Consider the following 24,419-nt stretch of genomic DNA (forward strand, 5'->3'; position numbering starts at 1 on the left):
TGTAGATCTGGCCGGACTGTTTCTCCGAGGTGTGCAGGATTTCAAGGCGCGGCAGCATGTTGAGCTGCACCGCCTGCCTGGTCAGTGAGAACGCGCCTGATATCACCGCCTGGCTGGCGATGACCGTGGCGGCGGTCGCCAGCACGACCATCGGGATCAGCGTCCAGCCTTCGTTCATCTCGAAGAACGGATGGCCGACGACGCCGTTCTTGGCCAGCACGAAGGCGCCTTGCCCGGCATAGTTCAGCAGCAGGCACGGGAACACGACCCACAGCCAGGCGAGCACGATCGGCTTGCGGCCGAAATGGCCGAGATCGGCATAGAGTGCTTCGGCGCCGGTGACGGCGAGGAAAATGGCGCCGATGGTCACGAAAGCGACGTCGGGCGAATTGATCAGAAAGGCGACGATGTAGTGCGGGCTCACCGCCCACAGGATTTCCGGATCGGCGATGATGTGGTTGAGCCCGGAAAGGCCAATTGCCAGGAACCACACCGCCGTCACCGGGCCGAACACCAATCCCACCCCGCCCGTGCCGAAGCGCTGCACCGCAAACACCATGGCAAGAATGACCAGTGTCAGCGGCACGACATAGGGCTGGAAGGTCGGCGTGACGACATTCATGCCCTCAACCGCCGACAGCACCGATATCGCCGGTGTGATGACGGCATCACCGAAGAAAAGCGATGCCCCGACGATGCCGATGCCGAGCATCAGCGCCGAGCGCTTGGGGAAACTGCCGCGCGCCAGCGCCATCAGCGACAGCACGCCGCCCTCGCCGCCGTTATCGGCGCGCAGCACGAACATGATGTACTTGATGGTGACGATGATCGTCAGCGACCAGATGATCAGCGACAGCACGCCGAGGATATCGCCGCGCTCGGCGACATTGCCGCCCGACGACGCCACCAGCGCCTCGCGAAAGGCGTAGATCGGGCTGGTGCCGATATCCCCATAGACGACACCGAGCGCGCCCAGCATCAGAACCTTGGTGCTGTGCTGTTCGACTGCCGAATGGCTCGATTGTTCGATGGGTTCTGCCTCGCTACCAGTATTGGTAAGGACCATGGACGACACTCCGATAAGGGGCGGCCCTCTACCTTTGCTGCACTGCAATATCAAGTGCCGCGACGTAATGGCTCCGTATGCGGACCGCATTTGTTGCCGCACCGGCGGATTGTCTCATACGAAACCACGATCCCGCTCCCGGGCCATTTCCTCGACGAGACACAGGCTCAAGGGGACCTGAAGTAGGGCCAGACCGGATGGGCGATGATCTGCGGCAGGAAACGATGGCGCTGCTTGTAGCTGACGGCATATCTTTCTCCTTTGTGTGTCTGCCAGACGAGCGGGCGGGCACGGAAGTGGTCGCGCTCTGGCTGCCAGACATACTCGTCCAACCTGATGAAAACCTGACTTGTACACCCAGCCCAAACAGGTGCGAGGGGTCGGTCTATTACCAAAGGCTCTGAGGGCTGATTCTCTAGGGTTCCCGCCCAGATTGATCCGTGACCCTTGTTGTGTGCCGCCCCGGGTTGATCGGAGGCTCCAACTCCTGAGAAGGTGGAACCATGACAAGCAAGGCGACCAACAAGTTCTCTCCCGAGGTCCGGACCCCCCGCGGTGCGGCTGGTTCTGGATCACGAACGCGAGCATACGTCGCGGTGGGCGGCGGTTTCATCGATCGCCGCCAAGATCGGCTGCAAGAAAGCCGAGCGTGACGGCGGCGTGCGCGCCGGAGTTCCCACGGATGCTGCGACGAAACTGAAGGCTCTGGAACGCGAGAGCCGCGAGCTTCGCAGGCCAACGAGAGCAAGGCTTCCGCGTATTTTGCCCAGGCGAAGCTCGACCGCCGGTTCAGGCCACGATCGCGTTCATCGACGATCACCGCAAGGCGCATGGGGTTGAGCCGATCTGCAAGGTGCTGCCGATCGCCCCGTCGACCTACCACGACCATGTCGTCAAGCGCGTCGACCCCTGCCGGCTGTCGGCTCGGGCAAGATGGGATACAGCCTCGAAGGATGAGGTCCGACGGGTTTGAGGCGAACTTCCGCGTCTACGGCATTCGCAAGGTCTGGCGGCGGTTGCGTCGCGAGGGCTTCGAGGTCGCCCGCTGCACGGTTGCCCGCTTGATGAAGGCCATGGGCCTCGAAGGCATCGTCCGCGGCAAGCCGATCCGCACTACGGTGAGCGACAAGGCCGCACCTTGCCCTCTCGACCACGTCAACCGCCAGTTCCATGCTCCGGCGCCGAACATGCTGCGGGTCTCCGACTTCACCTGCGTCGCGACCTGGACGGGCTTCGTCTATGTCGCCTTTGTCATCGACACCTATGCCCGTCGGATCGTCGGCTGGCGGGTGAGCCGGACGGCGCATGCAGCCTTCGTTCTCGATGCCCTGGAACAGGCTCTCCATGATCGGCGGCCAGCGCGGGGAGGCGGGCTCATCCATCACAGCGATAGAGGCAGCCAAGGCGGATTCAACCGGATCGTCGCAACACCGGCATCATACTGTCCCCCAAGGAGCTGGTCGAGGAGTTCGGCAGGTGTTTTCCAGCCGAGCGTTTTGCGCGGTCTTGTGTTGATAGCATGGGCAACTGCGTCCAGTTCCCGGGCTGTGTGCCGACTGAGATCCGTGCCCTTTGGAAAGTACTGTCTCAGCAAGCCATTGGTGTTTTCGTTGGAGTCTCGCTGCCACGGGCTTGGGGATCGCAGAAGTAAATCTCGAGCCCGGTGTCAATGCGCAGGTCGGCTGCTGCGCCATTTCCGCTCCATGGTCCCAAGTCAGCGACTGACGCAGCTGCTCGGGAAGTTTGCCCATGGATCGGGCTATGGCTCTGCGGACTGCTTCAGCGCCGTGGCCGGCAAGTGGTGGACCGTTCTTGATGCGCAGGCTCTGCTGATAGCCTATGCGCGGCAGGTGAAGCACGCATTGTGAAGCGTGAACTTCGTTCCACGAGCGTACCGATCGCCTAGCTTCCGAGGCCAACGACGAGGTCGCCTTCCCAATGTCCGGGGACAGCCCGATCGGCAATTTCGGCCGGACGGTCGCTTATTATAAGGGCGTCTCCAATGAAGGACTTGTTGCGAACTCGGGCCCGTTCGCGCGGTACGCGCAACGCTCGGCCTGAACGCAGACATGCGGTCAGTCCTCGGCGCAATGCTCCGCGTCCTTGAATGTACAAGGACTGATAGATCGTCTCGTGGCTGATCCCCATGGTTTGATCCTCTGGGTAATCGGTCTGAAGCCGATTTAGCGATCTGCTCGGGGCTCCAGGCTGCCGACCACCTCCGGCTCTGTCGTTTTTTCCATATCCAGCTTGGGGCCCTCGAATGAGGCGCCATTGGGGTTGGTGACTTTGCCGGCCAAGCGCTCCTCAACATATTCACGCAGAGCCGGATTGACCGCCAGCTTGCCAGGAGGCCGCCGGGACTCACGATCGGCGTGCCATTGGGCGGCACTGGCCGGTAATCCAGATTGCCGCTGCGCGTCGCGGCATTGCGCCTGACCTCCCGCGAGATTGTGCTCGGCGGCCGACCTAGTTTACGAGCAATGGCCCGGATGCCGATTCCCTTGGCAAGCTCAAGCGCAATATCCTCGCGCTCCCGAAAGAAAGATATCGCCCCGAAGGCGGCTTCGCCCACGGCGCCAAATGCGTTGGCGGCATCCCTCCTGCACTCCGAAACCAGCGCGGACCAAGAGGCGTTGATGTACCGGCATCCAGTGCGGCCTCCTCGCTCGAATGTCCCAAGGCAATAGCTTGCCAGAACCGGAAGCGATTCTCACGCTGCCAGGCGGCGGACGCCCGGGCGAATCTAGCTTCTTTCGAGTGCACCGATCTGAAGCGCGTTGGTGAACCGTCATTGCAACCTCCAATCCCTTGGTGTTGCGACGATCGGTTGAATCCGCCCAACACGTCAGCATTCAATACACCGAGCGCTTGGCGGAGGCCGGCGTCGAACCCGCAGTGGGCAGTGTCGGCGACTCTTTCGATAATGCTCTCGCGGAAACGATCAACGGTCTTTACAAGGCCGAGGTGATCCATCGACGCGGACCCTGGCGCTCATTCGAGGCCGTCGAGTTCGCCACGCTCGAATGGGTCGACTGCTTCAACAATCGCTGGCTGCTGGAGCCCATCGGCAACATCCCGCCGGCCGAAGCCGAGGAACGCTACTACGCCATGTTGGATGAACCAGCCATAGCCGCGTGACTCAAACGAAACGGCCACCGGAATGCCCGGGGCAGTTCACATCGCATTTGATGCCAGCTTCATCGTATTTTCTTCGGCTTGGACGGGCACTTGGCAGACCCACAGAGCTGGGAACCCTTTGCCATACTACAACTGTAACATCATATCGGTTTAGCAGGTCAAGCTTCGGTGGTAACCTCATTGGGTAGAATAACTACTTTGGAGGCGAGCAATGGATCGCGATAACAAACGGGCACGTGCAGCTGCAAGATCATCTCAAGGCGTGGGGAGCAGTAGCCTCCGTGACGTTCCAGAGGGGCCATTGAGCGATGTTGCAGAACGGCTGGTAACCGCTAACCCGCGCGATACAGCGCGAAATCTTGGGGGCTTCAAAGGCCTCGGGACGCACGAGCGAACAGCCGTTCGGGGCACTCAACCCGGGCCAGAAACTGACCTCGCGAGATTTGAAAGGCGGACCAATCGTCTTGGACGATCAGCCATCGATCTGGCCGCGACATTAACAGCCGAATTGGGGTACAGCACGGATGACATAGCATTGCAGAAAGTCGGAGCGGCCAGTAATCTAGGCGATTACCTAACGCCAGGGCTGCAAGATGCTATTGTTAATCGCATTGGCAACATGGATCCGCCGTCGCAAGCTCTCGGAGCTTATTACGTTGCGCCACACTTCAGTAAGTTTACTGACGAAAACAAATCTCGCATTCTTGATCAGGCCATTGGATTGGCTTCTTCTGATCCGGATGGCAATGTCAGGATGATGGCATCCAATGCTATTCTCAACATGTATCAACAGTTAGACGCAAACCAACAGGCCCAAGCTCACTCAGTTTTTCCCGGCATGCAAGACATCTTGCCGCACATGCCGCCGCCGCAGCATGCAGCAGAGGAACGGAGTGCGAATCTGGACGGCCACATAGCAGGTATTGAGGCTGCAGTCCGTGATACAGTAGGCCCGCAAACCTCCTATGAACAGCTGCAGCGGGGTGCTCAAATCGGGCGGTCCATAAACCACGCCTTCAATCACGCCCGAGAGGACCTAATGGAGGCCACCAGAAGCAGAGATCGCTCCGGCCGTTGAGGTCTCGGCCATGGTACAGTGACGCTTTCTCTCCCGAATTCCGTTTACGGCCTTGCCGTTTCCAATTCGCTGGCCGTTGACGTACCTGCTTAGTGTAACTTTCAAAAACCACGTCTGCCGGGTGATGCGCTGCAAGCATCGCACCACCCGCTGCGGCATCGATCTGTCGAGCGGCGACATCGCGCGACGCCGGTTCGGTCTCTGAAGCACGCGCAGCATTAGCTACGGCTAATCCGGCAATGGAACAATGCTTTCAACAAAAACGACGCCCCCCAACATAGCCATTAGCATCGCGTGCTCACTCGCCGTGGGCTTCTGTGCGGCAAGTCTTTACGCAACCTTCCGCCACGGCGGCAGCGGCGAGGCTCTGATGGCGTTTGATGTCCGTGCCTTTTGGTTTGAGACGCCCTTCTATTTGGGTTTCGCAACCCCCGTTTTCTATCGGGGCGCGGCTATCGTGCTCTCGACGTCCGCGGTCGTCTTGCTGATTCAGCAGATCGTATTGCGCCGCAAGCTCGAACACCACGGGACGGCTCGTTGGGCTCGAGTGGATGAAATGCGACGCACGGGATATCTGCGACGATACCGTGGCGTGACAGGGCCGGTGTTTGGGAAGACAAGTGCGCCTTTCTGGCCTGGCTACTACCTGACCAATGGCGAGCAGCCTCACAGCCTCATCGTTGCACCGACCCGCGCTGGCAAGGGCGTCGGCATAGTCATTCCAACGCTACTTACATTCAAAGGCTCGGTGATAGCTCTGGACGTCAAGGGGGAGCTCTTTGAGCTCACCTCGAGGGCGCGCAAAGCCGCAGGTGACGACGTGTTTAAATTCGCGCCGCTGGATTCGGAGCGGCGCACAAACTGCTACAATCCGCTGTTGGATCTTATAGCGTTGCCTCCACAGCAGCAATTCACCGAAGCCCGCCGCTTGGCCGCAAACCTGATTACGGCCAAGGGGGAGGGCGCGGAAGGTTTCGTCAGCGGCGCGCGAGATATCTTTGTCGCGGGAATCCTTGCCTGCATCGAGCGGGGCACGCCAACAATCGGCGCCGTCTATGACCTCTTCGCCCAGCCGGGGGAGAAGTTTAAGCTCTTCGCGCGACTCGCCATGGAGACCCAGAACAAAGAGGCACAACGCATCTTCGACGACATGGCGGGGAACGATACGAAAATCCTAACCTCCTACACTTCCGTGCTCGGCGATGGCGGGCTCAACCTGTGGGCGGATCCCGCTGTAAAGGCGGCCACAAGTCGCTCGGACTTTTCGGTCTATGATCTTCGCCGTCGCAGAACGTGCATCTATCTTTGCGTTGGTCCGAACGACCTTGAGGTGATCGCGCCTCTGATACGCTTGTTTTTTCAGCAAATCGTTTCAATTCTGCAGCGGTCGCTGGCCCGCCGGGATGAAAAGCACGAGGTTCTCTTCCTGCTCGACGAGTTCAAGCACTTGGGTAAGCTGGAGGCGATCGAGACCGCAATCACGACTATCGCGGGCTACAAGGGGCGTTTCATGCTCATCATCCAAAGCCTTTCGGCACTGACGGGGGCTTATGGAGAGGCTGGCAAGCAGAATTTTCTCAGCAATACCGGACTGCAAGTGTTCATGGCCACGGCTGATGACGAGACTCCCAACTACATTTCCAAGGCCATCGGTGAATACACGTTTGAAGCCAAATCGATTTCCCACAGCCAGGCGCGAACGTTCGACTGGACCATTCAGAATTCACATCAAGGTGCACCGCTATTGCGTCCCGAACAGGTTCGGCTGCTCGATGACGACTACGAGATTGTTCTCATCAAAGGTCTGCCACCATTAAAATTGAGGAAGGTGCGTTATTTCTCGGATCGCATTCTGAAACGCATCTTTGAACGCCAGACAGGCGCCCTCCCGGAGCCGGCGCCCTTGACGGCAGCAGAGGACGCGCTCTCCGCCGAATCTCAACTCGATGACCCGCTGGGTGAATTGGCGCAGGACTTTGACGATACAGTTTGATGTGAGGCTGGTGTGGACCCCGCGAAAAAATCCATCCCGTGTAACAGCTTTGTCGCAGGTGCAGGACGCCGGCTTGGAAGAGGGGCAAGCGGGCCAAGCCCGGCAAGTGGGCTTTGAGCAGCACGTGTCCGAGGCGCTCCGGCCGCTGTTCGATGGTCGAGCTGACGAGCCGCCAACCAATCCAGAGGAGCTTCTGCGACTGGAACAGGGGGTTTCGCGAGGTGCTTCAGCGAGGGCAGAATCATCAAGCCGCCTCGTCTTTTTTCAGCAACCCAGGGATGCCCGCTGGACGGGATGACCTCAACAGAAGCGTGTCGGAGGCTTTCGCAAGCTCTGGGACGCCGGAGTTCGGGCCGCCGCCCCCAGTCTTGGCTGCCAGCCAACAGCAGATCCGCCCTTCGCCGGATGAGCTTGACCAGGGCAACCACCTGCCACCCGAGTGAGTCGTCCCAACAATGAACATTCACCAGCGCTGTTGTGGCCAGCGCAGACGCAGAGGGCCCTGAATACGCCGCAAGCCGTCGCCATTCAGCAGCAGCTGAGCGAAATCGGCAATTCAGGCGGCCGCGTGCATATGCAGAGAGGGGCTGATGCGATCTCCGGACCGGTAGCTCTCGCCGTAATTGATCAGGCTGGTACTGTTGGAAGGCTTGATCAGCCTCGTCACCCCAATCTCCAGCATAGCTCACTGTCACGCGGCCAACGTGCCTCCGTAGCTAACATCTACGTCAGCGTTGAAGAAGTACCCCGCGCCACGGGATGTTTTGACCAGGCGAGGGTTGGCCGCATCAGCCTCCAGCTTTCGGCGCAAGCGCATGATTAGGACATCGATACTTCGATCGTACACCTCTTCTCCACGCACACGGCTCGCGAGCAAAAGCCGTTCTCTGGATAGCACGTTGCGGGGGTTCTCCAGAAATGCGATCAAGAGATTGAACTCACATGCGGTAAGCTTGACCTCGCCACGCTCCGCACAGATCAGTCGCCGCTGCTTCACGCTGAGCTTCCAGGCCCCAAAGCGAAATGAGCGCTGCTCTCTGGTTCGCGGACTAGAAATGCGCTGGCGTAGCGCTACTCGAATGCGGGCCAAGAATTCGCGCATCCCGAAAGGCTTGGGAATGAAATCGGTTGCGCCGAGCTCCAGTGCAACCACTTTTTCCGCCTCATCAAGCCGGTCGCCGCTGATCACTATGATAGGAACATCCGATTTTGTCGCCAGATTGCGGACGATCGCAAGTCCATCCTCCCGGCCTAGGTTAAGATCAACAACCACGAGATCGACTGGCTCACGTGAAAGAACATAGTCAAACTGCTTGCTATCGTGGACTGCGGTTACCTTCAGGGCATGCATCGTGAGATACTCGGCGATGAGGCGCCGCATTGCGGCATCATCGTCAATGACAAGAACATGTTTCAACGGCACACCTTCAATCTTGAATCCCCTTGTCTAAACCTGTTGCCGAGCAACCCTGGGGCACCGACCCAGAACAGCTGCTCCTTGATACCACTCGCCGTTGCGTGCGGCCAATGTGAGGCCGTGCTCGTCCTGTTCTTTTCATCCCCAGCGAATTGACCGCACCAAGGCAGCCCGTGGCCACCAGACAGGTCCAAGCGCCGACATGACCCTGCCGTGTGGTCCTTCGCTTTTTCGCTTCGAGCTCCCCCGTTGGTGCAGGCCTGCCAATATCACTCAAGTTCGACCTCATGGATGCCAAGTTTCCTGCTATGCCCTTGCATCCTGGTCATCCTGGAGTTTGCGGACCTGGATCATCTCGATATCCTCCGGCTCGTGGATCCAGCTCGGACATGGTTGAGCAGCGCGGCGTTTGGCTTGATCGGAGAGGCGGTCGGCGGAAGAAGACCGTGATTCGCTGCAGCGGCCTTGTGCAAAATAGTGTGTCTCCTGCCAAGCCGGCTTCGTCCAAGGTGGCCGGCGGCCTCAAAAGCTGTTCGGCGACCGGCAGGTCGCCGGTTGCGGTGAACGTCCGGGCTAACATTTCTCAGTTACTGCAACTCCTCCATCTTGAGCGTGTCACTATGCTTGTCCATTGCGCCGTCGGACTCCGTCAATGACGTGCGGTTATCTGCCGATGGGACTGTGCATGATCCACCCTTTGGCGGCGGCGGCCGAACAGCTGAACGAGGCTCGCACCAGGATGGGCTGCGCCGCCACGTCTTCCCAGTTGACCCTCGCCGCCGCGGATTTGCGCCTTCGAGCCAGCTTCGCGGACGAGCTCGCGTCTCAAGCAATGATCTGAGTGTGCAGGGCCGCGCATGGCTGCTCTTTAAGGACCGGCAGCATACCGGCAAAGTTGGGCCGCTTTATCGCCTTAGTCGATTCCCCACGGTGATCCCGAGCCTGAACAAGCCCGCCAAGCTCCCCATTTTGTCCTTGGCTTGGCGCTGACAGAAGTACCATCCATGACGCCAAAGTCGCGGCCCACACTCCAGGAGCAACGGACGGCCGGGACGAGCAATCCTGTACAGGAGTCATTGTACCAAGATGCTCCGGATGTCGCTGGCTGATCGGGCCCGCGCCACCCACGCATGCGCAAGATGCTCACCCACGCTGATACGAACCGTCTTTGCTTCAATTGAAACCGAAAAGCTGAACTTGAACATCACACAGTAACAAACCTCCCCGATAAGCGCGTGCCGGACAGGGCCAGAACCCGTCCGGCGGCTTGGAAAGGTAGGTGATAGGGAATGTTTATTGCAGCTTGGCCGCTGGCCATCGTCCTGATGACATCCATGTCACTCCCAGCCGAGCCCGCGCCACTTTCTCCGCGTGAGTTCCGCAGCCTGTCGCGCAAATGCGCCCCCTGGGTTGCGCCGTCCACCCTCGCCGCGATTGCCAAGATTGAAAGTGGCTTTGAAACGCTGGTGGCTCATGACAACACCACAGGTGAGCAGCTTCGCTGGATAGACCACCTGGAAGCCACGCGGGGCATCAAGGAACGCCTCGAAGCACAACATTCTGTCGATGTTGGATTGATGCAGATAAACAGCAAGAACTTTGCCGTGCTCAATCTCACGCCGGAAAGGGCTTTCGAGCCCTGCGCCTCGCTTTCGGCTGCCGCCCACCTGCTTGAAAGCCGGTATGCCGGCGGCACCACTGCTGTGGCACAGCAACTGGCGCTTCGCCGTGCCATCTCGGCCTATAACACGGGCGACGTCACGCATGGCTTCGCCAACGGTTATGTACGCAAGGTCGAGTCGGCCGCAAAGGACATCTCAAGTCTCCTTGAGAGAACGCTGGAGCCGACTGCTCGAGATGTGCCGCACCTTGAGGCACCCGGTCGGAAAGCCGTGCCGCCTCTGCTCCAGCAGAGCCAACAGGCCAATAGAAAGAAGCAGCCCAACCAAGATTCTTGGGACATCTGGGGCTCGTATCAGCCAGACCGCTCCGGGGCCGATCCCTCCGATCCGACAGGCAGCCAGGCTGCGAAAGCACGGGAACCCTCGAACCCGAACAAACTCGTATTCGATTGAAACATGGAGATGCAATGATGACGCCACTCAAGATACTTCGTGCGCTTAAAACGCGTGTTCCTTCGCCTTTTTCCATGCTGCGCATGGCGGCTGAATATGTACCGGCCGCTGCTGCAGGCGCGGCGTGGACGGTCTTCTACAGCGGGCCAGCCGCGGCTCAGGTGACCGGAGGGACGGATCCTGCCAAGATGGTCCAGAATATCTGCACGTTCATACTTGGGCCCTTTGGACAATCACTGGCCGTGCTCGGGCTCGTAGCCATCGGTATCTCTTGGATGTTCGGTCGTGCTTCACTTGGCCTGGTTGCGGGTGTCGTTGGAGGGATCGTCATCATGTTCGGGGCCAGCTTCCTGGGCAAGGCGCTCATAGGCGGTGGCTGATGAGCGACCGGTTGGAAGTGAGCACCCTCTATGTGGCGGCGACGCGCCCCGCACTGTTTCTGGGGGTGCCGCTGACGCTGGCCGGATTGCTCATGATGTTGGCTGGGCTTGTTATCATTATCCTTCAGAACCCGCTCTACGAAATCGTTCTCGCGCCACTCTGGTTCGGAGCACGGCTGGTTGTTGAGCGTGACTATAACGCGGCAAGCGTCGTGCTGCTCTATTTGCAGACGGCCGGCAGAAGCGTGGACGGGCCGGTCTGGGGAGGCGCAAGCGTCAGCGCCAATCCGATCAGAGTGCCGAAACGCGGAAGAGGAATGGTGTAATGTTCGGCGCCAGCGGCCGGACCGAGAGGTCTGGCGAGATCTACCTTCCGTATGTTGGTCACGTAAGCGATCAGGTTGTCCTTCTGGAAGACGGATCGATCATGGCCATGGCACATGTGAACGGTGTGCCCTTTGATTTGGAAGACGCTGAGATGCGCAACTCGCGCTGCCGCGCGTTCAACACTCTCTTGCGCAACATCGCCGATGACAATGTCTCGATATACGCTCATCTTGTGAGACACAACGATGTGCCGGCGCCGGCGCCGCGCCGGTTTCAAAGTGCATTCGCTGGCAGTCTGAGCGAGGCCTACGAGCGTCGTGTGCTGTCGGGAAAGCTCTTTCGCAACGATCACTTCCTCACTTTGATCGTGTCCCCCCGCACCGCAATCGGCAAGATCGGCTTGCGGATTGCCAAGTCCCGCAGACGGAATGAGCACGATCTAGCCACCCAAATGCGGAGCCTGGAAGACCTCTGGCACATCATTGCTGGCGCACTCGGCGGTTACGGTCTGCGCCGGTTGGGTATTCGTGAGAAAGGCAACGTGCTCTTCACGGAAATCGGCGAGGCGCTTCGGCTCATGATGACTTGCCGGTTTCTTCCGGTTCCGATGGTTACCGGCTCACTTGGCGCCTCGATCTACACTGACCAGGTCATCTGCGGGAAGCGGGCGCTTGAGATTCGAAGGCCCGGGGATAGCTCCGTCGGATCATTGTTTTCGTTCCGTGAATATCCGGCGACGACGCGGCCGGGCATGCTAAATTCCTTGCTGTCCGCCAACTTCCCGCTTGTCCTGAGCCAGAGCTTTTCCTTCCTCACTCGCCCGCAAGCTCATGCCAAACTAAGCCTTAAGTCCAGCCAGATGACGAGTGCCGGCGACAAGGCTCTCACCCAGATCAATGAACTTGCCGAGGCAGAGGACGCACTGGCAAGCAACGAATTCGTGATGGGTTCGCATCATCTGAGCCTGTGCGTCTATGCCGACAGCCTCAATAGCCTTGCAGATCGCGCAGCAAGTGCCCGCGCACGGCTGGCCGACGCGGGCGCCGTTATCGTCCAAGAGGGCATCGGCATGGAGGCCGCATATTGGTCCCAACTTCCGGGGAACAACAGGTGGCGCACGCGCCCGGGGGCGATCACCTCACACAATTTTGCCGGGCTCGTCTCATTTGAGAACTTCCCAAGCGGTTCCAGTTCCGGCCACTGGGGCAATGCTGTTGCGCGCTTTCGCACAAACGGTGGAACTTCTTTCGACTACATCCCCCATGAGAATGACGTCGGCATGACGGCAATATTCGGGCCCGTTGGCAAAGGCAAGACGACGCTGATGACCTTTGTCCTCGCGATGCTTGAGCAAAGCTTGGTCGATCGCAATGGTGCGATCGTCTTCTTCGACAAGGATCGGGGTGGTGAACTGCTGGTGCGAGCCACGGGAGGGACATATCTTGCGTTGCGCAGAGGCGCTCCGAGCGGCTTGGCCCCTCTGCGTGGACTGGACAACACCTCCGCCTCTCGGGACTTTCTGCGCGAGTGGTTGATGGCCCTGATCGAGAGTGACGGCCGTGGTCCGATCTCGCCGGAGGAAAGCCGTCGGCTGGAACGCGGCATTGTTCGTCAGCTTTCGTTCGAACCCCCTATGCGCTCACTTGCGGGCCTGCGCGAGTTCCTATTGCACAGCCCCTCCGAGGGCGCAGGAGCACGGCTGCAGCGGTGGTGTAGAGGGGGGGCGCTTGGATGGGCCTTTGACGGCGACGTGGACGAAGTAAGGCTGGATGCCTCCATTACGGGCTTCGACATGACGCAGCTCCTGGAATATGAGGAGGTCTGTGCACCGGCCGCCGCATACCTTCTGCATCGAGTGGGCGCTATCGTCGATGGTCGTCGGTTCGTCATGAGCTGCGACGAATTTCGATTCTATCTACTCAACCCCCAATTCTCGGCCGTTATCGACAAGTTCTTGCTCACGGTCCGCAAAAACAACGGCATGTTGATACTCGCAACGCAGCAGCCTGAACACGTTCTGGAATCGCCTCTCGGAGCTAGTCTCGTTGCGCAATGTATGACGAAAATTTTCTACCCATCACCGACGGCGGACCGCTCTGCGTATGTCGATGGCTTGAAGTGCACTGCGCAGGAGTTCGAGGCAATCCGCCAGGGAATGGCAATCGGCAGCCGCAAGTTTTTGCTCAAGCGCGATAGCGGGAGTATTGTTTGCGAATTCGATCTTGGGCAGATGCGCGAGTACGTAGCCGTACTCTCGGGGCGGGCCAACACAGTGCGCTTTGCCGACCAGCTTCGCAACCAGCACGGAGACGCCCCAAGTGGGTGGCTCGACAAGTTCATGGCCCGGTACCATGAAGTTCAAGACTGACGGAGGAATATTCATGAAACTTGCCAAACTTGCAGTAACGACCCTTGCTGCTTCCCTTCTGCTTCACGGACAGGCCCGGTCGCAATGGATCGTCACCGACCCTGTAACAGAAACACAATCGACCTTAACAGCGATTTCCAATGCGGCGATCCTTGAGAGGTCAATCGAGACGCTCGCTACGACGATCGAAATGGTGACAATGCTAACCTCGTCATTCGCTGTCACGGGAGTGCTAAGCTCACTGAACCAAGGAAATCATTACCCGTCGAGCAATAAGCTGGAGGAGCAGATGTTTGATGCTCGGGCGCCAGCTTCGATTATCGCCCGTAACATTGCGGAGGACCCAAATCGGATAGTCACGGGCGACGATTCAGAAGCGAAACTGTTAAAGGGACAAATCGCTGGGGCCGCCAATGCCGCAGCTATTGCAGCCGACACTTTGGGCATGATGGACAAGCGCCTTAAGGATAACGCCGGCACGCTTGGTCAGCTTTCCCGCTCGGGAAATATTATGCAGGCCACCGTGACCAACGGTCTGGTCCTCAAGCAGATTCACGATGCGATGATCCAAAATGCCCAGGCCACGAGTCTGCTGACTATGGCCACTGCACAAGGGAGCCTTCACGCCGCTGAGGAGGCCGCCACGCAGCGTCGCGAACATCGGGACACCGCTCGCATTTTTGACCTCCTCCCGTGAACGCTGAGTTCATCAGGCTCAGCTGCGCTGATCAGGGACACATCAGGCTCACGCCATGAATTTCAAAATTCCCGCGCCATTCACGACTATACACACGATCTTTCATGGGGCCTTCACGTCCGGGCTGCACAAAGTGCTTGAAAACGTCCAAGCGGCGGTCAGTGCGCCTCTGGTTGCGTGTGTCACGCTCTGGATAATAATCCAAGGCTGTCTGGTCATGCGTGGTCAAGTCGATGCGCGCGGGGGTATCTCGCGCGTAATCATGGTGTCGATTGTCGTCGCCCTTATCTTAGGGCAGGCCAACTATCAGCAGTACATTGAAGCGCTTTTCGACGAAACGATTCCGAGGTTGGCTCACGACATCAGTGGCAGCGACTTGCCCTTCATCGGAATCCCCCAGAAGCTCGATCTCATGTTTGCTTCAAGCCAGTATGTCTTTCAGCTGATTGCTTCCGAAATTGGGCCTATGAACGGCCAGGACATACTTGCTTTCGAGGGAGCGCAATGGATTTTCTACGGCGCGCTGTGGACAGCGTTCGAGATCTACGATGCCGTTGGAATTCTGACGAAGGTGCTCTTGACGATCGGCCCCCTGGTCCTTGTAGGCTACCTTTTTGATCACACTCGAGACATAGCCACCAGATGGATCGGCCAACTGCTCTCGTACGGGCTGCTGCTTCTCCTCCTCAACATCGTTGCAACGATAGTAATCGCTGCCGAAGCAGTCTCGCTGGCAGCCATGCTTTTGATGATCAAATTCTCGGGCACGACAGCAGCCAAGATCATCGGGCTTTACGAGCTCGACATGCTTTTCCTAGCTGGTGACGCTCTGATCGTCGCGCTTCCGACGATCGCCAGCAGCATCGCCGGCGGCTCTTGGGGAGGTGCGAACCGACCTCTTAACAGCCTCAATCGCCACTTTGCCAAAACGGCGGGTGGTTAATCAATCGACAAGCTCGGTGCCAAAAACATGAAATATTGCCTACTTCTGTCAATCCTCGCTTTGGCCGCCTGCAAGACGAGCCATGGGCTTGCGACGTGCGCGGGTGCCCCATTCCAACTGAACGTGGGACAATGGGAAACCACCCCTGAGGATCTTCAGGTCGAATGCGCGGAAGAGCCAAAGTGAAATTTCCTGAACATGCCCTTCTGGTGGAGAGAGAAACGCTAGCCGCCCACTATAAGAAGGTGGAAGCGTTTCAAACGTCACGAGCGAAGTCTGCGCGGCGCCTGTCAAAGGCCCTGATCGCCTTTGCCGCAGCGGCGGTCCTAGGAAATGTTGCCCAGGCATTTACCATCGCTGCCATGGTCCCGTTGGCCAAGCTCGTACCTGTGTTCCTCTGGGTCCGGCCGGATGGGACCGTCGACAGCGAAGTGTCAGTGTCTCGACTGCCGGCAACCCAAGACCGAGCCGTCATAAATGCTTCGCTGTGGGAATATGTACGCCTGCGCGAGGGGTACACAGCAGATACGGCCCAATACGCCTATGACCTCGTATCCAGTTTCAGCGCGCCGGCTGTGCGACAGCAATATCAAGATTTCTTCAACTATCCGAATCCCACCTCGCCGCAAGTCACGGTCGGCAAGCGCGGCAAGCTCGAGGTCGGGCATATTTCTTCAAACGACATCAGTCCGGACGTTCAACAGATCCGTTACAAACGTACGCTTGTTGTCGATGGGCAGATGCCGATAGTGACCACCTGGACAGCTACCATCCGCTACGAGCGCTTGACGGGTCTGCCTGGGCAATCGAGGCTCACCAATCCGGGAGGTCTACTCATCACTTCCTATCAAAGCTCGGAAGATAGCGTATCGAACCTGGGCTATGTGCAGCCATGACAAAAAGAGCGTTTCTCGCGCTGGTCTGTTCACTCTTCTTAACGATGGAAGCGTCCGCGGAAGACACACCACTTGCCGGCAAGCATGATGCGCGCATGCGCTACCTGGCTTACCGTCCTGACGAAGTGGTGCGCCTGTCTACCGCAGTGGGGGCAACGCTGGTTGTCACATTCGCGGCCAACGAGACAGTCGCAGCCGTGGCCGTTTCCAATAGCAAAGACCTGGCTGCGCTCCCGCGCGCCAACTATCTCTTTTTTAAGGCTAGCCGGATGCTCCCGCCGCAGCCGGTCATCGTGCTGGCCGAGAGTGAGTCCGGTACACGGAGATACGTCTTCAGTATTTCAACGAGAGCGATGCCAAAACTCGATGAGCAGCAACCTGACCTATACTACAGTGTGCAGTTCACCTATCCTGCTGATGAGGCTGCTGCTCGGAGAAAGGACGCAGAAAGGCGCTCGATTCTTGGTCAGGCCCGGGCGAAAGTGCTGCGCGACGAGAGAGTTCAGGATTTGTTGAATCGGCCCGCCGCAACTACCAGTCCGGACGAAAGCAATTTTCACTACGTCGCAAAGGGTGATCGATCGCTGTCGCCGCTGGAAGTTTTCGATAATGGCTTTACCACCGTATTTGGCTTCGCAAGCAATTCCCGCATACCCTCCCTCTACATTATCAATCCCGACGGCAAGGAAGCCGCTGCCAATTACACGGTCAAAGGGGACTATGTTGAAGTATCCGCAGTCGCCCGGGAATGGCGTCTGAGAGATGGCAATACGGTCTTGTCCATTTTCAACAGGGCTTATGACCCTGTGGGACGAGCGCCAGGGACCGGTACAGTGACACCCGACGTGTGGCGCGTTTTGAAAGGCTCGGCCGATGAATGAAACCGGCCCACAGTCGGGACATGATGTCCATGCCTCCGGATCGATGGTCTCGGAGCCGGCCCGCCGGCATGTTTCGGGATTGCAGAAGTTGGCCGTCGCTGCTCTTGTTCTCATCTCATCTCTATCACTCATCTGGCTCGGAGGTCGTACCAGCACACAAGACGAACCAACTCAGCCAAAACCTCCAATTGTCGCCGACGCCGAACCATTCCGCCCCGTGCCGATTGAGATTGCTCCCGAAGTTCCAGCAGCCGTACAGGCGGCGCAGGCAGGAGATCCTGCGCCATCCACGCCGACTTCAGCTGATCCGCCGCCGGAGGAAACACCAATTTTCGCCTACAGTGGCAGCAGTAAAATGCCCAACGACGGTCAGCGGAGCGAAGACAACCATAGGGATGCTCCCGTGACCTCGGATGAGATTTCAGACGCTGGCGATCTGTCGGCGCGATTGAAGCCAGATATACAGGAGCCAAGCCGGGCCACACTTTTGCCGCACCCTGATCTCGTGATTACTCAAGGAACGATCATCCCCTGCATTTTGCAAACGGCAGTCGACACAAATTTACCGGGTTATGTGAAGTGCGTCTTACCTAAAGACGTCCGCGGCGCCACCAACAACGTGGTGCTTTTGGATCGCGGGACGACCGTGATTGGCGAGATCCAGCGTGGTCTCCAACAGGGGGATGCGCGTGTCTTCGTGCTGTGGACGCGCATCGAAACGCCTGACCATGCCCTCGTTTCGCTAGCATCGCCGGGCGCTGACGAGCTCGGCCGCTCCGGAATGCCTGGCACGGTGGATAATCACTTCTGGCAGCGCTTTGGCGGAGCAATGCTCATGAGCGTCATTCAAGGCGCGTTTCAGGCCGCCGGTCAATACGCTGGCAGCTCAGGTGGAGGAAGCGGTATCAACAGCTTCCAGAGCAACGCCGGACAAGCCGTTGAGACGACCCTTAGAGCAACGATCAACGTTCCGCCAACTCTGAAGAAAAACCAGGGAGATGCTGTATCCATCTTTGTGGCTCGGGACCTCGATTTCTCAGATGTATACGATCTTAGAGCGACCGCCGTGGCGCCAGCCCCCCCCCAACATCGCCAACGCCGGAGAGACAACAATGCGACCGGAGGCTGACCCTCAATTGCGTTTGCTTCTCAACCCTGTTCTGAAATGGCTTGAGGAGCCAAGGACCGAAGAGGTCGCTATCAACCGGCCTGGGGAAGCCTTTGTCCGACAGGCCGGCGTTTTCACCAAACATCCGCTACCGCTATCTTATGACGATCTGGAGGACATCGCGATCCTCGCTGGAGCGCTGCGCAAGCAAGATGTCGGACCGCAAAGCCCCCTCTGTGCTACTGAGCTGCCGAACGGAGAGCGGCTGCAGATCTGTTTGCCGCCCGCTGTTCCCTCAGGAACAATAAGCCTGACGATACGGCGTCCCTCAAGTCGTGTGACCGAACTCAAGGAAGTTTCTTCTCGCTACGAATACTCGCGTTGGAATCAATGGCGGTCGCGAAAGGAGCGCCAAGAGCGGCAGGACGAAACGATTCTTCAGCACTACGACCATGGTGACTTGGAGCAATTTTTGCGAGCGTGCGTTTGCGGGCGGCTCACGATGCTGCTTTGCGGACCTACTGGTAGCGGCAAAACGACAATGAGCAAGACTTTGATCAACGCTATACCCCCGCAAGAGAGGCTCATAAGTATCGAGGACACGCTCGAACTTGCAATCCCGCACGAGAATCATGTCCGGTTACTCTATCCGAAGGACCGAGCAGGCGTAGGTGCGGTGACAGCCGAGCAACTGTTGCAAGCCAGCTTGCGCATGCGCCCTGATCGAATATTGCTTGGCGAGATGCGCGATGATGCTGCTTGGGCCTACCTTAGCGAAGTCGTCTCCGGCCATGCGGGATCAATATCGACGATTCATGGGGCGGATCCGGTCCAAGGCTTTAAAAAGCTCTTTTCACTCGTCAAGAGCAGCCCGCAAGGAGCTGCTGTGGAAGACCACACGCTTCTTGATCTGCTGTCGGCTGCCATTGACGTCATTGTGCCGTTCCGTACCCACGGCGACGTGTATGAGGTGGGGGAGGTGTGGCTCGCCGCCGATGCCCGGCGACGCGGAGAGACAGTAGCCGATCTTCTTAACAAGCACTAAGGCTAGAGCACGTCGGGGATCGGTAAGTCGTTTGTGATATGATGGCGCAACTTGTTCAGATTCAACGTCACTTTGATTTGACCGAGGTTGATTATGGGAGGACGACTGGGCGTAGCCCTTCGGTCACAAGCCTGAACTCTTCGGCCGCCCTGTCGGCGCGGCAAGCTGCGGCACGATTCGACTGGGTGTATCGAGCGCGTCCGCTGAATTGCGCGGGCGACGCTCAGCGAGCTAGTGCCGATGTCTGCTTCAAAAGCGGCATCGACACCCGGCAGGTCGTACCCTTGATTTACCTAGCCGCGCTCAATGAGCGTCTTCAAAGCCGCCGAACGTGGTTCGGAATGACCGATTGGTAAATCGGGAAGTGCTATACAGGGAATCCTCCCGGTGTTGCCTCTAGGGGGTCCTCTCAATGAACAAAGCCGCAACCTGCCCTTGCGACCTCAGCTGGAGTTTGCGACGCAACCCATATAGGAGGATCGATGCGCAGAGAAATCGCAGGCAGAGTCGGTGGCATTGTGGGCTGGCCGACCGACGGTTTCAGCCCGTCAACAGGTCTTCACGTGTTCCATCCCCGACTATTGCAGGCGTGCGGCTTGCATTCTCCCGCGATCACCCATCGGAAAGAGCGTTACGAAGACTACGAAGAGTTGCGCGACTTCTGCTGTCGCCCCGGTCTTACAGCGGACGGTGACCTGTCCTACCTTGATAGGACGTGAAATGCGAACGCTGCTCATTGATCATCACGTGGATCTTACGCGCGCCGTGCGAGCTGCGCTCGGGGATAGCGGTTTTGCCGTTGATGTAGTTGGCAACCTGGAACAGGCGTCGAGGGCATTCTGTTGCGCAACCTATGAAATTCTCCTGCTGGAGTTGGCTCTGCCAGATGGCGATGGCTTGGGCTGGCTGAGACAACTAAGGAGCGACGGGCATTCAGTTCCGACCCTCATTATGAGTAGCATCAACGATCTCGAGAAGCGAATTGCGATTTTCAACGGTGGCGCGGACGACTTTCTGCTCAAGCCCGTCTCTTTCGATGAGCTCATCGCCAGAATGAGAGCCATTCTGCGCCGGTCGACACAGGTGACCGACCCCATCGTTGTATTTGGCAATCTCAATTTCGACCCGATCGGCCGACAGGTTTCCGTCTCGGGTCATCCTCTGAAGATCGCACGCCGCGAACTATGTATCTTAGAGCATCTGCTTATCCGTGCAGGCCGCATCGTGCCTCGTGCGCAGTTGGAAGATCACCTCTATTCATTCAACGACGAGGTATCTGCCAACGCGCTTGAAGTCGGAATCTATCGCTTACGTGGACACCTGAGTAGGTCAGGTGCAACGCCACGGATCACGACCGTGCGCGGCATTGGTTACCTTCTTGAACTGACTGAGGCGGCATCCGCATAGTGGGTCTAAATTGAAAGAACAGACTGGCCTGCCCGTCGTCAGGTTGAGCTTGTGGCCATAATCGACATCGCGGCCGCCCTTGACGATGGTGTCGGCATGCGGTTCGAACGGCTCTGTCGCAAACCTTTTGGTAAGCGAGCATGGCAAGAAAAACGCCTCAGCTGTGGAGGAGCACGTGATGTTCAAGGGTCGCATTTCGACCAGTCGGTGATCCTGCTGTGCGTGCGCTGGTACTGCACTCTGAGCCTGCGCGATCTGGAAGAGATGATGGCCGAGCGCGGCTTGAAGGTCGACCACTCCACTGTGCATCGCTGGGTCGCCCACTTCTCGCCGCAGCTGCTGGAGCGCTTCAACCGGCGCAAGCGTGCGGCGGCAGCAAGTGGCATATGGACGAGACGTACATCAAGGTCCGCGGCCATGGATGTATCTCTACCGCGCCATCGACAGCCTCGGTGACACGGTCGAGTTCTTCTTCAGCGAAAACCGTGACCTGGTGGCGGCCCAACGCTTCCTCCGCAAGGCGCTGACGCGCCATGGCCGGCCGGAGCGCATCATCATCGACGGCAGCCAGACCAATTACGAAGCAATCCTTTCCTGCGATGCTGAAAGCCGGCTGCGGCAGCGATCGCGGCGACCGCTGAAGCCGATCCGCATCCGCAATAGCCGGCATCTCAACAATCGGATCGAACAGGATCACCGGCGTATCAAGCGCCGCATTCGATCCATGCTCGTCTTCAAGTCGCATGCGAGCGACGTGGTTATCCTCTCCGGCATCGAGATGATCCACATGATGCGCAAGCGACAGGCGAGGTATGCCTACAAGGTAAGCGCGAATTTCCCCGCACCTTTTGCTGTTGGGTGCTCTGATGCATGAGGTGTCCACCAAAATAGGTGGACACCTTGTTCGAGCGCGTCGAGTATGACCTTCCCGACGATCAGAAGGCTTGTCCTTGCTGCCGTCACCAGATGCATCGCATGGGCGAGGCCGTTACCGAGCAACTTCATATCGAGGTGAAGGCGAAGGTCGTGCAGAATGTGCGGTTCAAATATGCTTGCGGTCATTGCGACCGTACCGGCATCAACACGCCGGTCGTGACCGCGCCGATGCCCGCGCAACCCTTGCCGGGCAGCATCGCCACGGCTTGGACACTGGCCTTCGCGCTCGTTCACAAATACGTCGATGGCACACCGCTCTACCGCCTGGCGCAGGCCTTCGAGTGCGCGGGCATTCCTGTCAGCCTTGGCGCTCTGGGTCACTGGGTGATCGGCTCGAGCGAAAAGCATCTCGCCCGGCCGGCGGCTTAGTCCAACACGTTTTTAGCTCACCGTCGCGATCCACCCCAGCGCACTCTCGCCACCCGCCTTGCAGCGCGATGCCAAGCTAAAAACGCTCTGCATTATGCGTCGGGCGAGATTACGTGGCGGAGCCGCCCTGACCCTTTTCGGGCCAGCCAAAGATCGTGTCCCGCGGCGTGGTGTAGCTGGCGGCATTAGTCGCCGTGCTCTCCGGCATGGGCCGGGCTGATCAGCGCGCCACGGCTGGCAGGCTGATCAGGGGATCATCGCTCATCTGGTTGATCGTTTCCAGAGTCATATATCTGGCCCGCTGCACTGCCCATTCATCGTTCTGTTCGAGCAGGATTGCGCCGACGAGGCGCACGATCGCATCGTCGTTCGGGAAGATTCCGACGACCTCGGTGCGCCGCGTGATCTCGCCGTTGAGACGTTCGATCGGATTCGTCGAGTGGAGCTTGGTGCGATGTTCCTTGGGGAAGGTCATGTAGGCCAGCACGTCGGGCTCGGCGTCGTCCATGATTGTCGCCAGCTTCGGCATCTTCGGCCGGATCTGGTCGGCGACGGCGCGCCATTGTACGGACGCGGCCTCGGGCGTTTCCTGGGCGAAAGCGGTGGCGATGAAGGCTGAGACGACCCTGCGGCCGCTCTTGCCGGCATGGGCCAGCACGTTCCTCATGAAGTGGACGCGGCACCTCTGCCATGTCGCGCACACCACCTTGGTGACGGCCGCCTTGAGGCCTTCGTGAGCATCGGAGACGACGAGCTTGACGCCGCGCAGGCCGCGACGTGTCAGCTTGCGCAGGAACTCTGTCCAGATCGGCTCGGCCTCCGAGGTGCCAATCTCCATGCCCAGTACCTCGCGCCGGCCGTCCGCGTTGGCGCCGACGGCGATGATAACGGCGACCGAGACGATCCGCCCACCGCGGCGGACCTTCAGGTAAGTGGCGTCGATCCACAGGTATGGCCAATCGCCCTCGATCGGCCGCTCGAGGAAGGCCTTCACCTTCCCGTCGATCTCCTCGCACAGCCGCGAGACCTGGTTCTTGGATATGCCACTCATACCCATGGCCTTGACCAGGTCGTCAACCGACCGGGTCGAGATGCCTTGCACATAAGCTTCCTGGATGACGGCGGTTAGCGCCTTCTCGGCCATGCGGCGCGGTTCGAGGAAACCTGGGAAGTAGCTTCCCTTCCTGAGCTTCGGGATGCGCAGCTCGACCGTGCCGGCCCGCGTCTCCCAGTCCCGGTCGCGGTAGCCATTGCGCTGGGCGAGCCGCAGCGGGTTCTTCTCGCCATAGCTGGCGCCGGTGGCCGCGCCCACCCACCCAGCTCGTCAAGCAGCGAAGGCCGATCAACGAGGTCGCCGATCTCCTGGGACACCGCAGCATCAACACAACGGCGCTGTACCTAGTCTAAAGGTCGCGACCTCGCAACTTGCCGAGGTCGCACTCCCCTTTCCAGGAGGCGTGGCATGACCGCCTTTGCCCGATTCCTCCGCGAGAAGCCGAGTGTTACATCGAGCGCGCTCAGTTCGATGGGCCCGCCACTCGAACATTGGCGCTGGATTTCGCGCTGTCTTCCAGCGGCGCCGCGAACAGCCGCGTCACTCGTCATGGCGTGCTCCGCCGGTTTTACGAGTATCTCGCCGTCTACGACGCGCGAACCGAAGTCTTGGAGCGCAGGGCTATCCGGCCCATCGGATCGATGATTTGCTGCCGTGGAATTGGATATCCGCAAAACTGCGGACCCAACCAGCGGCGGCCTGATCATGCAGCGCAATAAGGTGCATCACGTCTACACCGGCGAACGTGTCGCCAGGGACCTCGGCGTCAGCGAAGCGCTCATCCAGGACCTTACCCTCGGTCTCGAGCCAGAGGACGGCGTCATCTGGGTGTACGGTGCCAACGATGACGACGGGATTTTGGCTTCACCGATGAAGGCATCGAAAAACTCTTCCTCGAAGAATATCAACGCGTCTCCCCATCGAAAGCTTGACCCCAGCACTCCGGTGCTCAGGTCCTCATGGCCACCAGATACGCACGTCTGCGGTCTTCACCGGATGCGTACCATCTACCGCGGGGGACGTCCCCTCAGCCCTCGCAGGCGCTGGCATGGCTTGCTCGAGCGCTCGTGGAAAGAGCTCTGGCGAGGCGGAATTCCCCGCCCGCAAGCTGGGCGGAGCGAGTTCCGGTGGCATCAGTGGCACCTCTTCGCTTGGCCCGCTGTGCTGCGCAGCGGCGTCCCCAATGGCACGAGCCTCCATGCCGACTGCGTCTTCCGGACGAGCAGCAAGGGCAATTT

The 24,419-nt window shown here is 59.0% G+C and carries 17 protein-coding genes, 7 pseudogenes and 1 other annotated feature; of the genes and pseudogenes, 19 read left to right on the plus strand and 5 right to left on the minus strand.

What is annotated here, in order from left to right; all coding sequences use genetic code 11:
• Both NKH97_RS31700 and NKH97_RS33390 read right to left on the minus strand, forming a co-directional pair.
• The coding region (locus tag NKH97_RS31700; protein ID WP_352799737.1) for a KUP/HAK/KT family potassium transporter at window positions 1-1,066 on the minus strand (1,066 nt) is incomplete at its 3' end.
• An 80-nt stretch (window positions 1,067-1,146) separates the two neighbouring features.
• Window positions 1,147-1,284 (minus strand): annotated as a pseudogene (locus NKH97_RS33390) (IS6 family transposase); the annotation flags it as partial.
• Between the two features lie 285 nt (window positions 1,285-1,569).
• Here NKH97_RS33390 and NKH97_RS31705 point away from each other — a divergent pair.
• Window positions 1,570-2,469 (plus strand): annotated as a pseudogene (locus tag NKH97_RS31705) (IS3 family transposase); the annotation flags it as partial.
• Window positions 1,821-1,937, plus strand: a sequence feature (AL1L pseudoknot). Its footprint overlaps the pseudogene before it by 117 nt.
• Here NKH97_RS31705 and NKH97_RS33395 read toward each other — a convergent pair.
• Window positions 2,448-3,861: pseudogene (locus NKH97_RS33395) on the minus strand (IS30 family transposase). The pseudogenes NKH97_RS31705 and NKH97_RS33395 sit on opposite strands and share 22 nt — an antisense overlap.
• 46 nt (window positions 3,862-3,907) lie before the next feature.
• Here NKH97_RS33395 and NKH97_RS31720 point away from each other — a divergent pair.
• The 3 genes and pseudogenes from NKH97_RS31720 to virD4 form a co-directional block, all read left to right on the plus strand.
• Window positions 3,908-4,207: pseudogene (locus NKH97_RS31720) on the plus strand (integrase core domain-containing protein); the annotation flags it as partial.
• 301 nt (window positions 4,208-4,508) lie between these two features.
• On the plus strand, window positions 4,509-5,285 hold the full coding sequence (locus tag NKH97_RS31725; protein WP_245260339.1) for a hypothetical protein: 777 nt from the start codon (window positions 4,509-4,511) through the stop codon (window positions 5,283-5,285).
• 247 nt (window positions 5,286-5,532) lie between these two features.
• The gene (virD4, locus tag NKH97_RS31730; RefSeq protein WP_352799739.1) at window positions 5,533-7,278 is read left to right on the plus strand and encodes a type IV secretion system ATPase VirD4; all 1,746 of its coding nucleotides are present in this window, start codon (window positions 5,533-5,535) and stop codon (window positions 7,276-7,278) included.
• 691 nt (window positions 7,279-7,969) lie between these two features.
• Here the strand turns inward: virD4 and virG are convergent.
• The gene (virG, locus tag NKH97_RS31735) at window positions 7,970-8,695 is read right to left on the minus strand and encodes a two-component system response regulator VirG (protein ID WP_023685159.1); all 726 of its coding nucleotides are present in this window, start codon (window positions 8,693-8,695) and stop codon (window positions 7,970-7,972) included.
• Window positions 8,696-9,984: 1,289 nt separating this feature from the next.
• Between virG and NKH97_RS31740 the strand changes: the two genes are divergently transcribed.
• The 14 genes and pseudogenes from NKH97_RS31740 to NKH97_RS31805 form a co-directional block, all read left to right on the plus strand.
• Window positions 9,985-10,770 carry a type IV secretion system lytic transglycosylase VirB1 gene (locus NKH97_RS31740; RefSeq protein ID WP_023766572.1) on the plus strand — a complete coding sequence of 262 codons (786 nt, stop codon included), beginning with the start codon at window positions 9,985-9,987 and terminating at the stop codon, window positions 10,768-10,770.
• A 74-nt stretch (window positions 10,771-10,844) separates the two neighbouring features.
• Window positions 10,845-11,150: a pilin major subunit VirB2 gene (virB2, locus tag NKH97_RS31745; protein ID WP_023673707.1), complete on the plus strand. Its 306-nt coding sequence runs from the start codon at window positions 10,845-10,847 to the stop codon at window positions 11,148-11,150.
• Window positions 11,150-11,476 carry a type IV secretion system protein VirB3 gene (locus NKH97_RS31750; RefSeq protein ID WP_023679584.1) on the plus strand — a complete coding sequence of 109 codons (327 nt, stop codon included), beginning with the start codon at window positions 11,150-11,152 and terminating at the stop codon, window positions 11,474-11,476. The genes virB2 and NKH97_RS31750 overlap by 1 nt, the downstream gene beginning before the upstream one ends.
• The gene (virB4, locus tag NKH97_RS31755; RefSeq protein ID WP_023737137.1) at window positions 11,476-13,845 is read left to right on the plus strand and encodes a type IV secretion/conjugal transfer ATPase VirB4; all 2,370 of its coding nucleotides are present in this window, start codon (window positions 11,476-11,478) and stop codon (window positions 13,843-13,845) included. Before NKH97_RS31750 ends, virB4 begins: the two co-directional genes overlap by 1 nt.
• A 13-nt stretch (window positions 13,846-13,858) precedes the next feature.
• Window positions 13,859-14,542, plus strand: coding sequence for a TrbJ/VirB5 family protein (locus NKH97_RS31760; RefSeq protein ID WP_023737138.1), 684 nt, complete (start codon window positions 13,859-13,861; stop codon window positions 14,540-14,542).
• A gap of 55 nt (window positions 14,543-14,597) precedes the next feature.
• A complete protein-coding gene (locus tag NKH97_RS31765) occupies window positions 14,598-15,485 on the plus strand; it encodes a type IV secretion system protein (RefSeq protein WP_023737139.1) in 888 nt (295 codons plus the stop codon).
• A 27-nt stretch (window positions 15,486-15,512) separates the two neighbouring features.
• A complete protein-coding gene (locus NKH97_RS31770) occupies window positions 15,513-15,671 on the plus strand; it encodes a type IV secretion system lipoprotein VirB7 (RefSeq protein ID WP_081731114.1) in 159 nt (52 codons plus the stop codon).
• Complete coding sequence (locus NKH97_RS31775) at window positions 15,668-16,381, plus strand: type IV secretion system protein VirB8 (RefSeq protein WP_031214019.1); 714 nt, start codon at window positions 15,668-15,670, stop codon at window positions 16,379-16,381. The genes NKH97_RS31770 and NKH97_RS31775 overlap by 4 nt, the downstream gene beginning before the upstream one ends.
• Window positions 16,378-17,262, plus strand: a complete 885-nt coding sequence (locus NKH97_RS31780) for a TrbG/VirB9 family P-type conjugative transfer protein (RefSeq protein ID WP_023737141.1) — start codon at window positions 16,378-16,380, stop codon at window positions 17,260-17,262. Before NKH97_RS31775 ends, NKH97_RS31780 begins: the two co-directional genes overlap by 4 nt.
• Window positions 17,255-18,391: a type IV secretion system protein VirB10 gene (virB10, locus tag NKH97_RS31785; protein ID WP_031249470.1), complete on the plus strand. Its 1,137-nt coding sequence runs from the start codon at window positions 17,255-17,257 to the stop codon at window positions 18,389-18,391. The genes NKH97_RS31780 and virB10 overlap by 8 nt, the downstream gene beginning before the upstream one ends.
• Complete coding sequence (gene virB11 / locus NKH97_RS31790) at window positions 18,375-19,415, plus strand: P-type DNA transfer ATPase VirB11 (protein ID WP_023737143.1); 1,041 nt, start codon at window positions 18,375-18,377, stop codon at window positions 19,413-19,415. The genes virB10 and virB11 overlap by 17 nt, the downstream gene beginning before the upstream one ends.
• A gap of 720 nt (window positions 19,416-20,135) precedes the next feature.
• A complete protein-coding gene (locus NKH97_RS31795; RefSeq protein WP_023814396.1) occupies window positions 20,136-20,822 on the plus strand; it encodes a response regulator in 687 nt (228 codons plus the stop codon).
• Window positions 20,823-21,029: 207 nt separating this feature from the next.
• A pseudogene (locus tag NKH97_RS31800) lies at window positions 21,030-21,696 on the plus strand (IS6 family transposase).
• Between the two features lie 32 nt (window positions 21,697-21,728).
• Window positions 21,729-22,115 (plus strand): annotated as a pseudogene (locus NKH97_RS31805) (IS66 family transposase zinc-finger binding domain-containing protein); the annotation flags it as partial.
• Window positions 22,116-22,347: 232 nt separating this feature from the next.
• Here the strand turns inward: NKH97_RS31805 and NKH97_RS31810 are convergent.
• A pseudogene (locus tag NKH97_RS31810) lies at window positions 22,348-23,439 on the minus strand (IS256 family transposase); the annotation flags it as partial.
• A gap of 396 nt (window positions 23,440-23,835) precedes the next feature.
• Between NKH97_RS31810 and NKH97_RS31815 the strand changes: the two are divergent.
• On the plus strand, window positions 23,836-24,419 hold a 584-nt coding region (locus NKH97_RS31815), incomplete at its 3' end, for a hypothetical protein (protein WP_352799740.1).

Origin of the sequence: Mesorhizobium sp. M0870 (assembly GCF_040319775.1) — a bacterium.
In the GTDB taxonomy this organism is placed as follows: domain Bacteria; phylum Pseudomonadota; class Alphaproteobacteria; order Rhizobiales; family Rhizobiaceae; genus Mesorhizobium.

What these genes read in the sequence shown, in the direction of transcription:
- virD4 (WP_352799739.1), top strand. Translation starts at nt 5,533, where the DNA reads ATGCTTTCAACAAAAACGACGCCCCCCAACATAGCCATTAGCATCGCG.
- NKH97_RS31740 (WP_023766572.1), top strand. Translation starts at nt 9,985, where the DNA reads ATGTTTATTGCAGCTTGGCCGCTGGCCATCGTCCTGATGACATCCATG.
- virB2 (WP_023673707.1), top strand. Translation starts at nt 10,845, where the DNA reads ATGCTGCGCATGGCGGCTGAATATGTACCGGCCGCTGCTGCAGGCGCG.
- NKH97_RS31750 (WP_023679584.1), top strand. Translation starts at nt 11,150, where the DNA reads ATGAGCGACCGGTTGGAAGTGAGCACCCTCTATGTGGCGGCGACGCGC.
- virB4 (WP_023737137.1), top strand. Translation starts at nt 11,476, where the DNA reads ATGTTCGGCGCCAGCGGCCGGACCGAGAGGTCTGGCGAGATCTACCTT.
- NKH97_RS31760 (WP_023737138.1), top strand. Translation starts at nt 13,859, where the DNA reads ATGAAACTTGCCAAACTTGCAGTAACGACCCTTGCTGCTTCCCTTCTG.
- NKH97_RS31765 (WP_023737139.1), top strand. Translation starts at nt 14,598, where the DNA reads ATGAATTTCAAAATTCCCGCGCCATTCACGACTATACACACGATCTTT.
- NKH97_RS31770 (WP_081731114.1), top strand. Translation starts at nt 15,513, where the DNA reads ATGAAATATTGCCTACTTCTGTCAATCCTCGCTTTGGCCGCCTGCAAG.
- NKH97_RS31780 (WP_023737141.1), top strand. Translation starts at nt 16,378, where the DNA reads ATGACAAAAAGAGCGTTTCTCGCGCTGGTCTGTTCACTCTTCTTAACG.
- virB10 (WP_031249470.1), top strand. Translation starts at nt 17,255, where the DNA reads ATGAATGAAACCGGCCCACAGTCGGGACATGATGTCCATGCCTCCGGA.
- virB11 (WP_023737143.1), top strand. Translation starts at nt 18,375, where the DNA reads ATGCGACCGGAGGCTGACCCTCAATTGCGTTTGCTTCTCAACCCTGTT.
- NKH97_RS31795 (WP_023814396.1), top strand. Translation starts at nt 20,136, where the DNA reads ATGCGAACGCTGCTCATTGATCATCACGTGGATCTTACGCGCGCCGTG.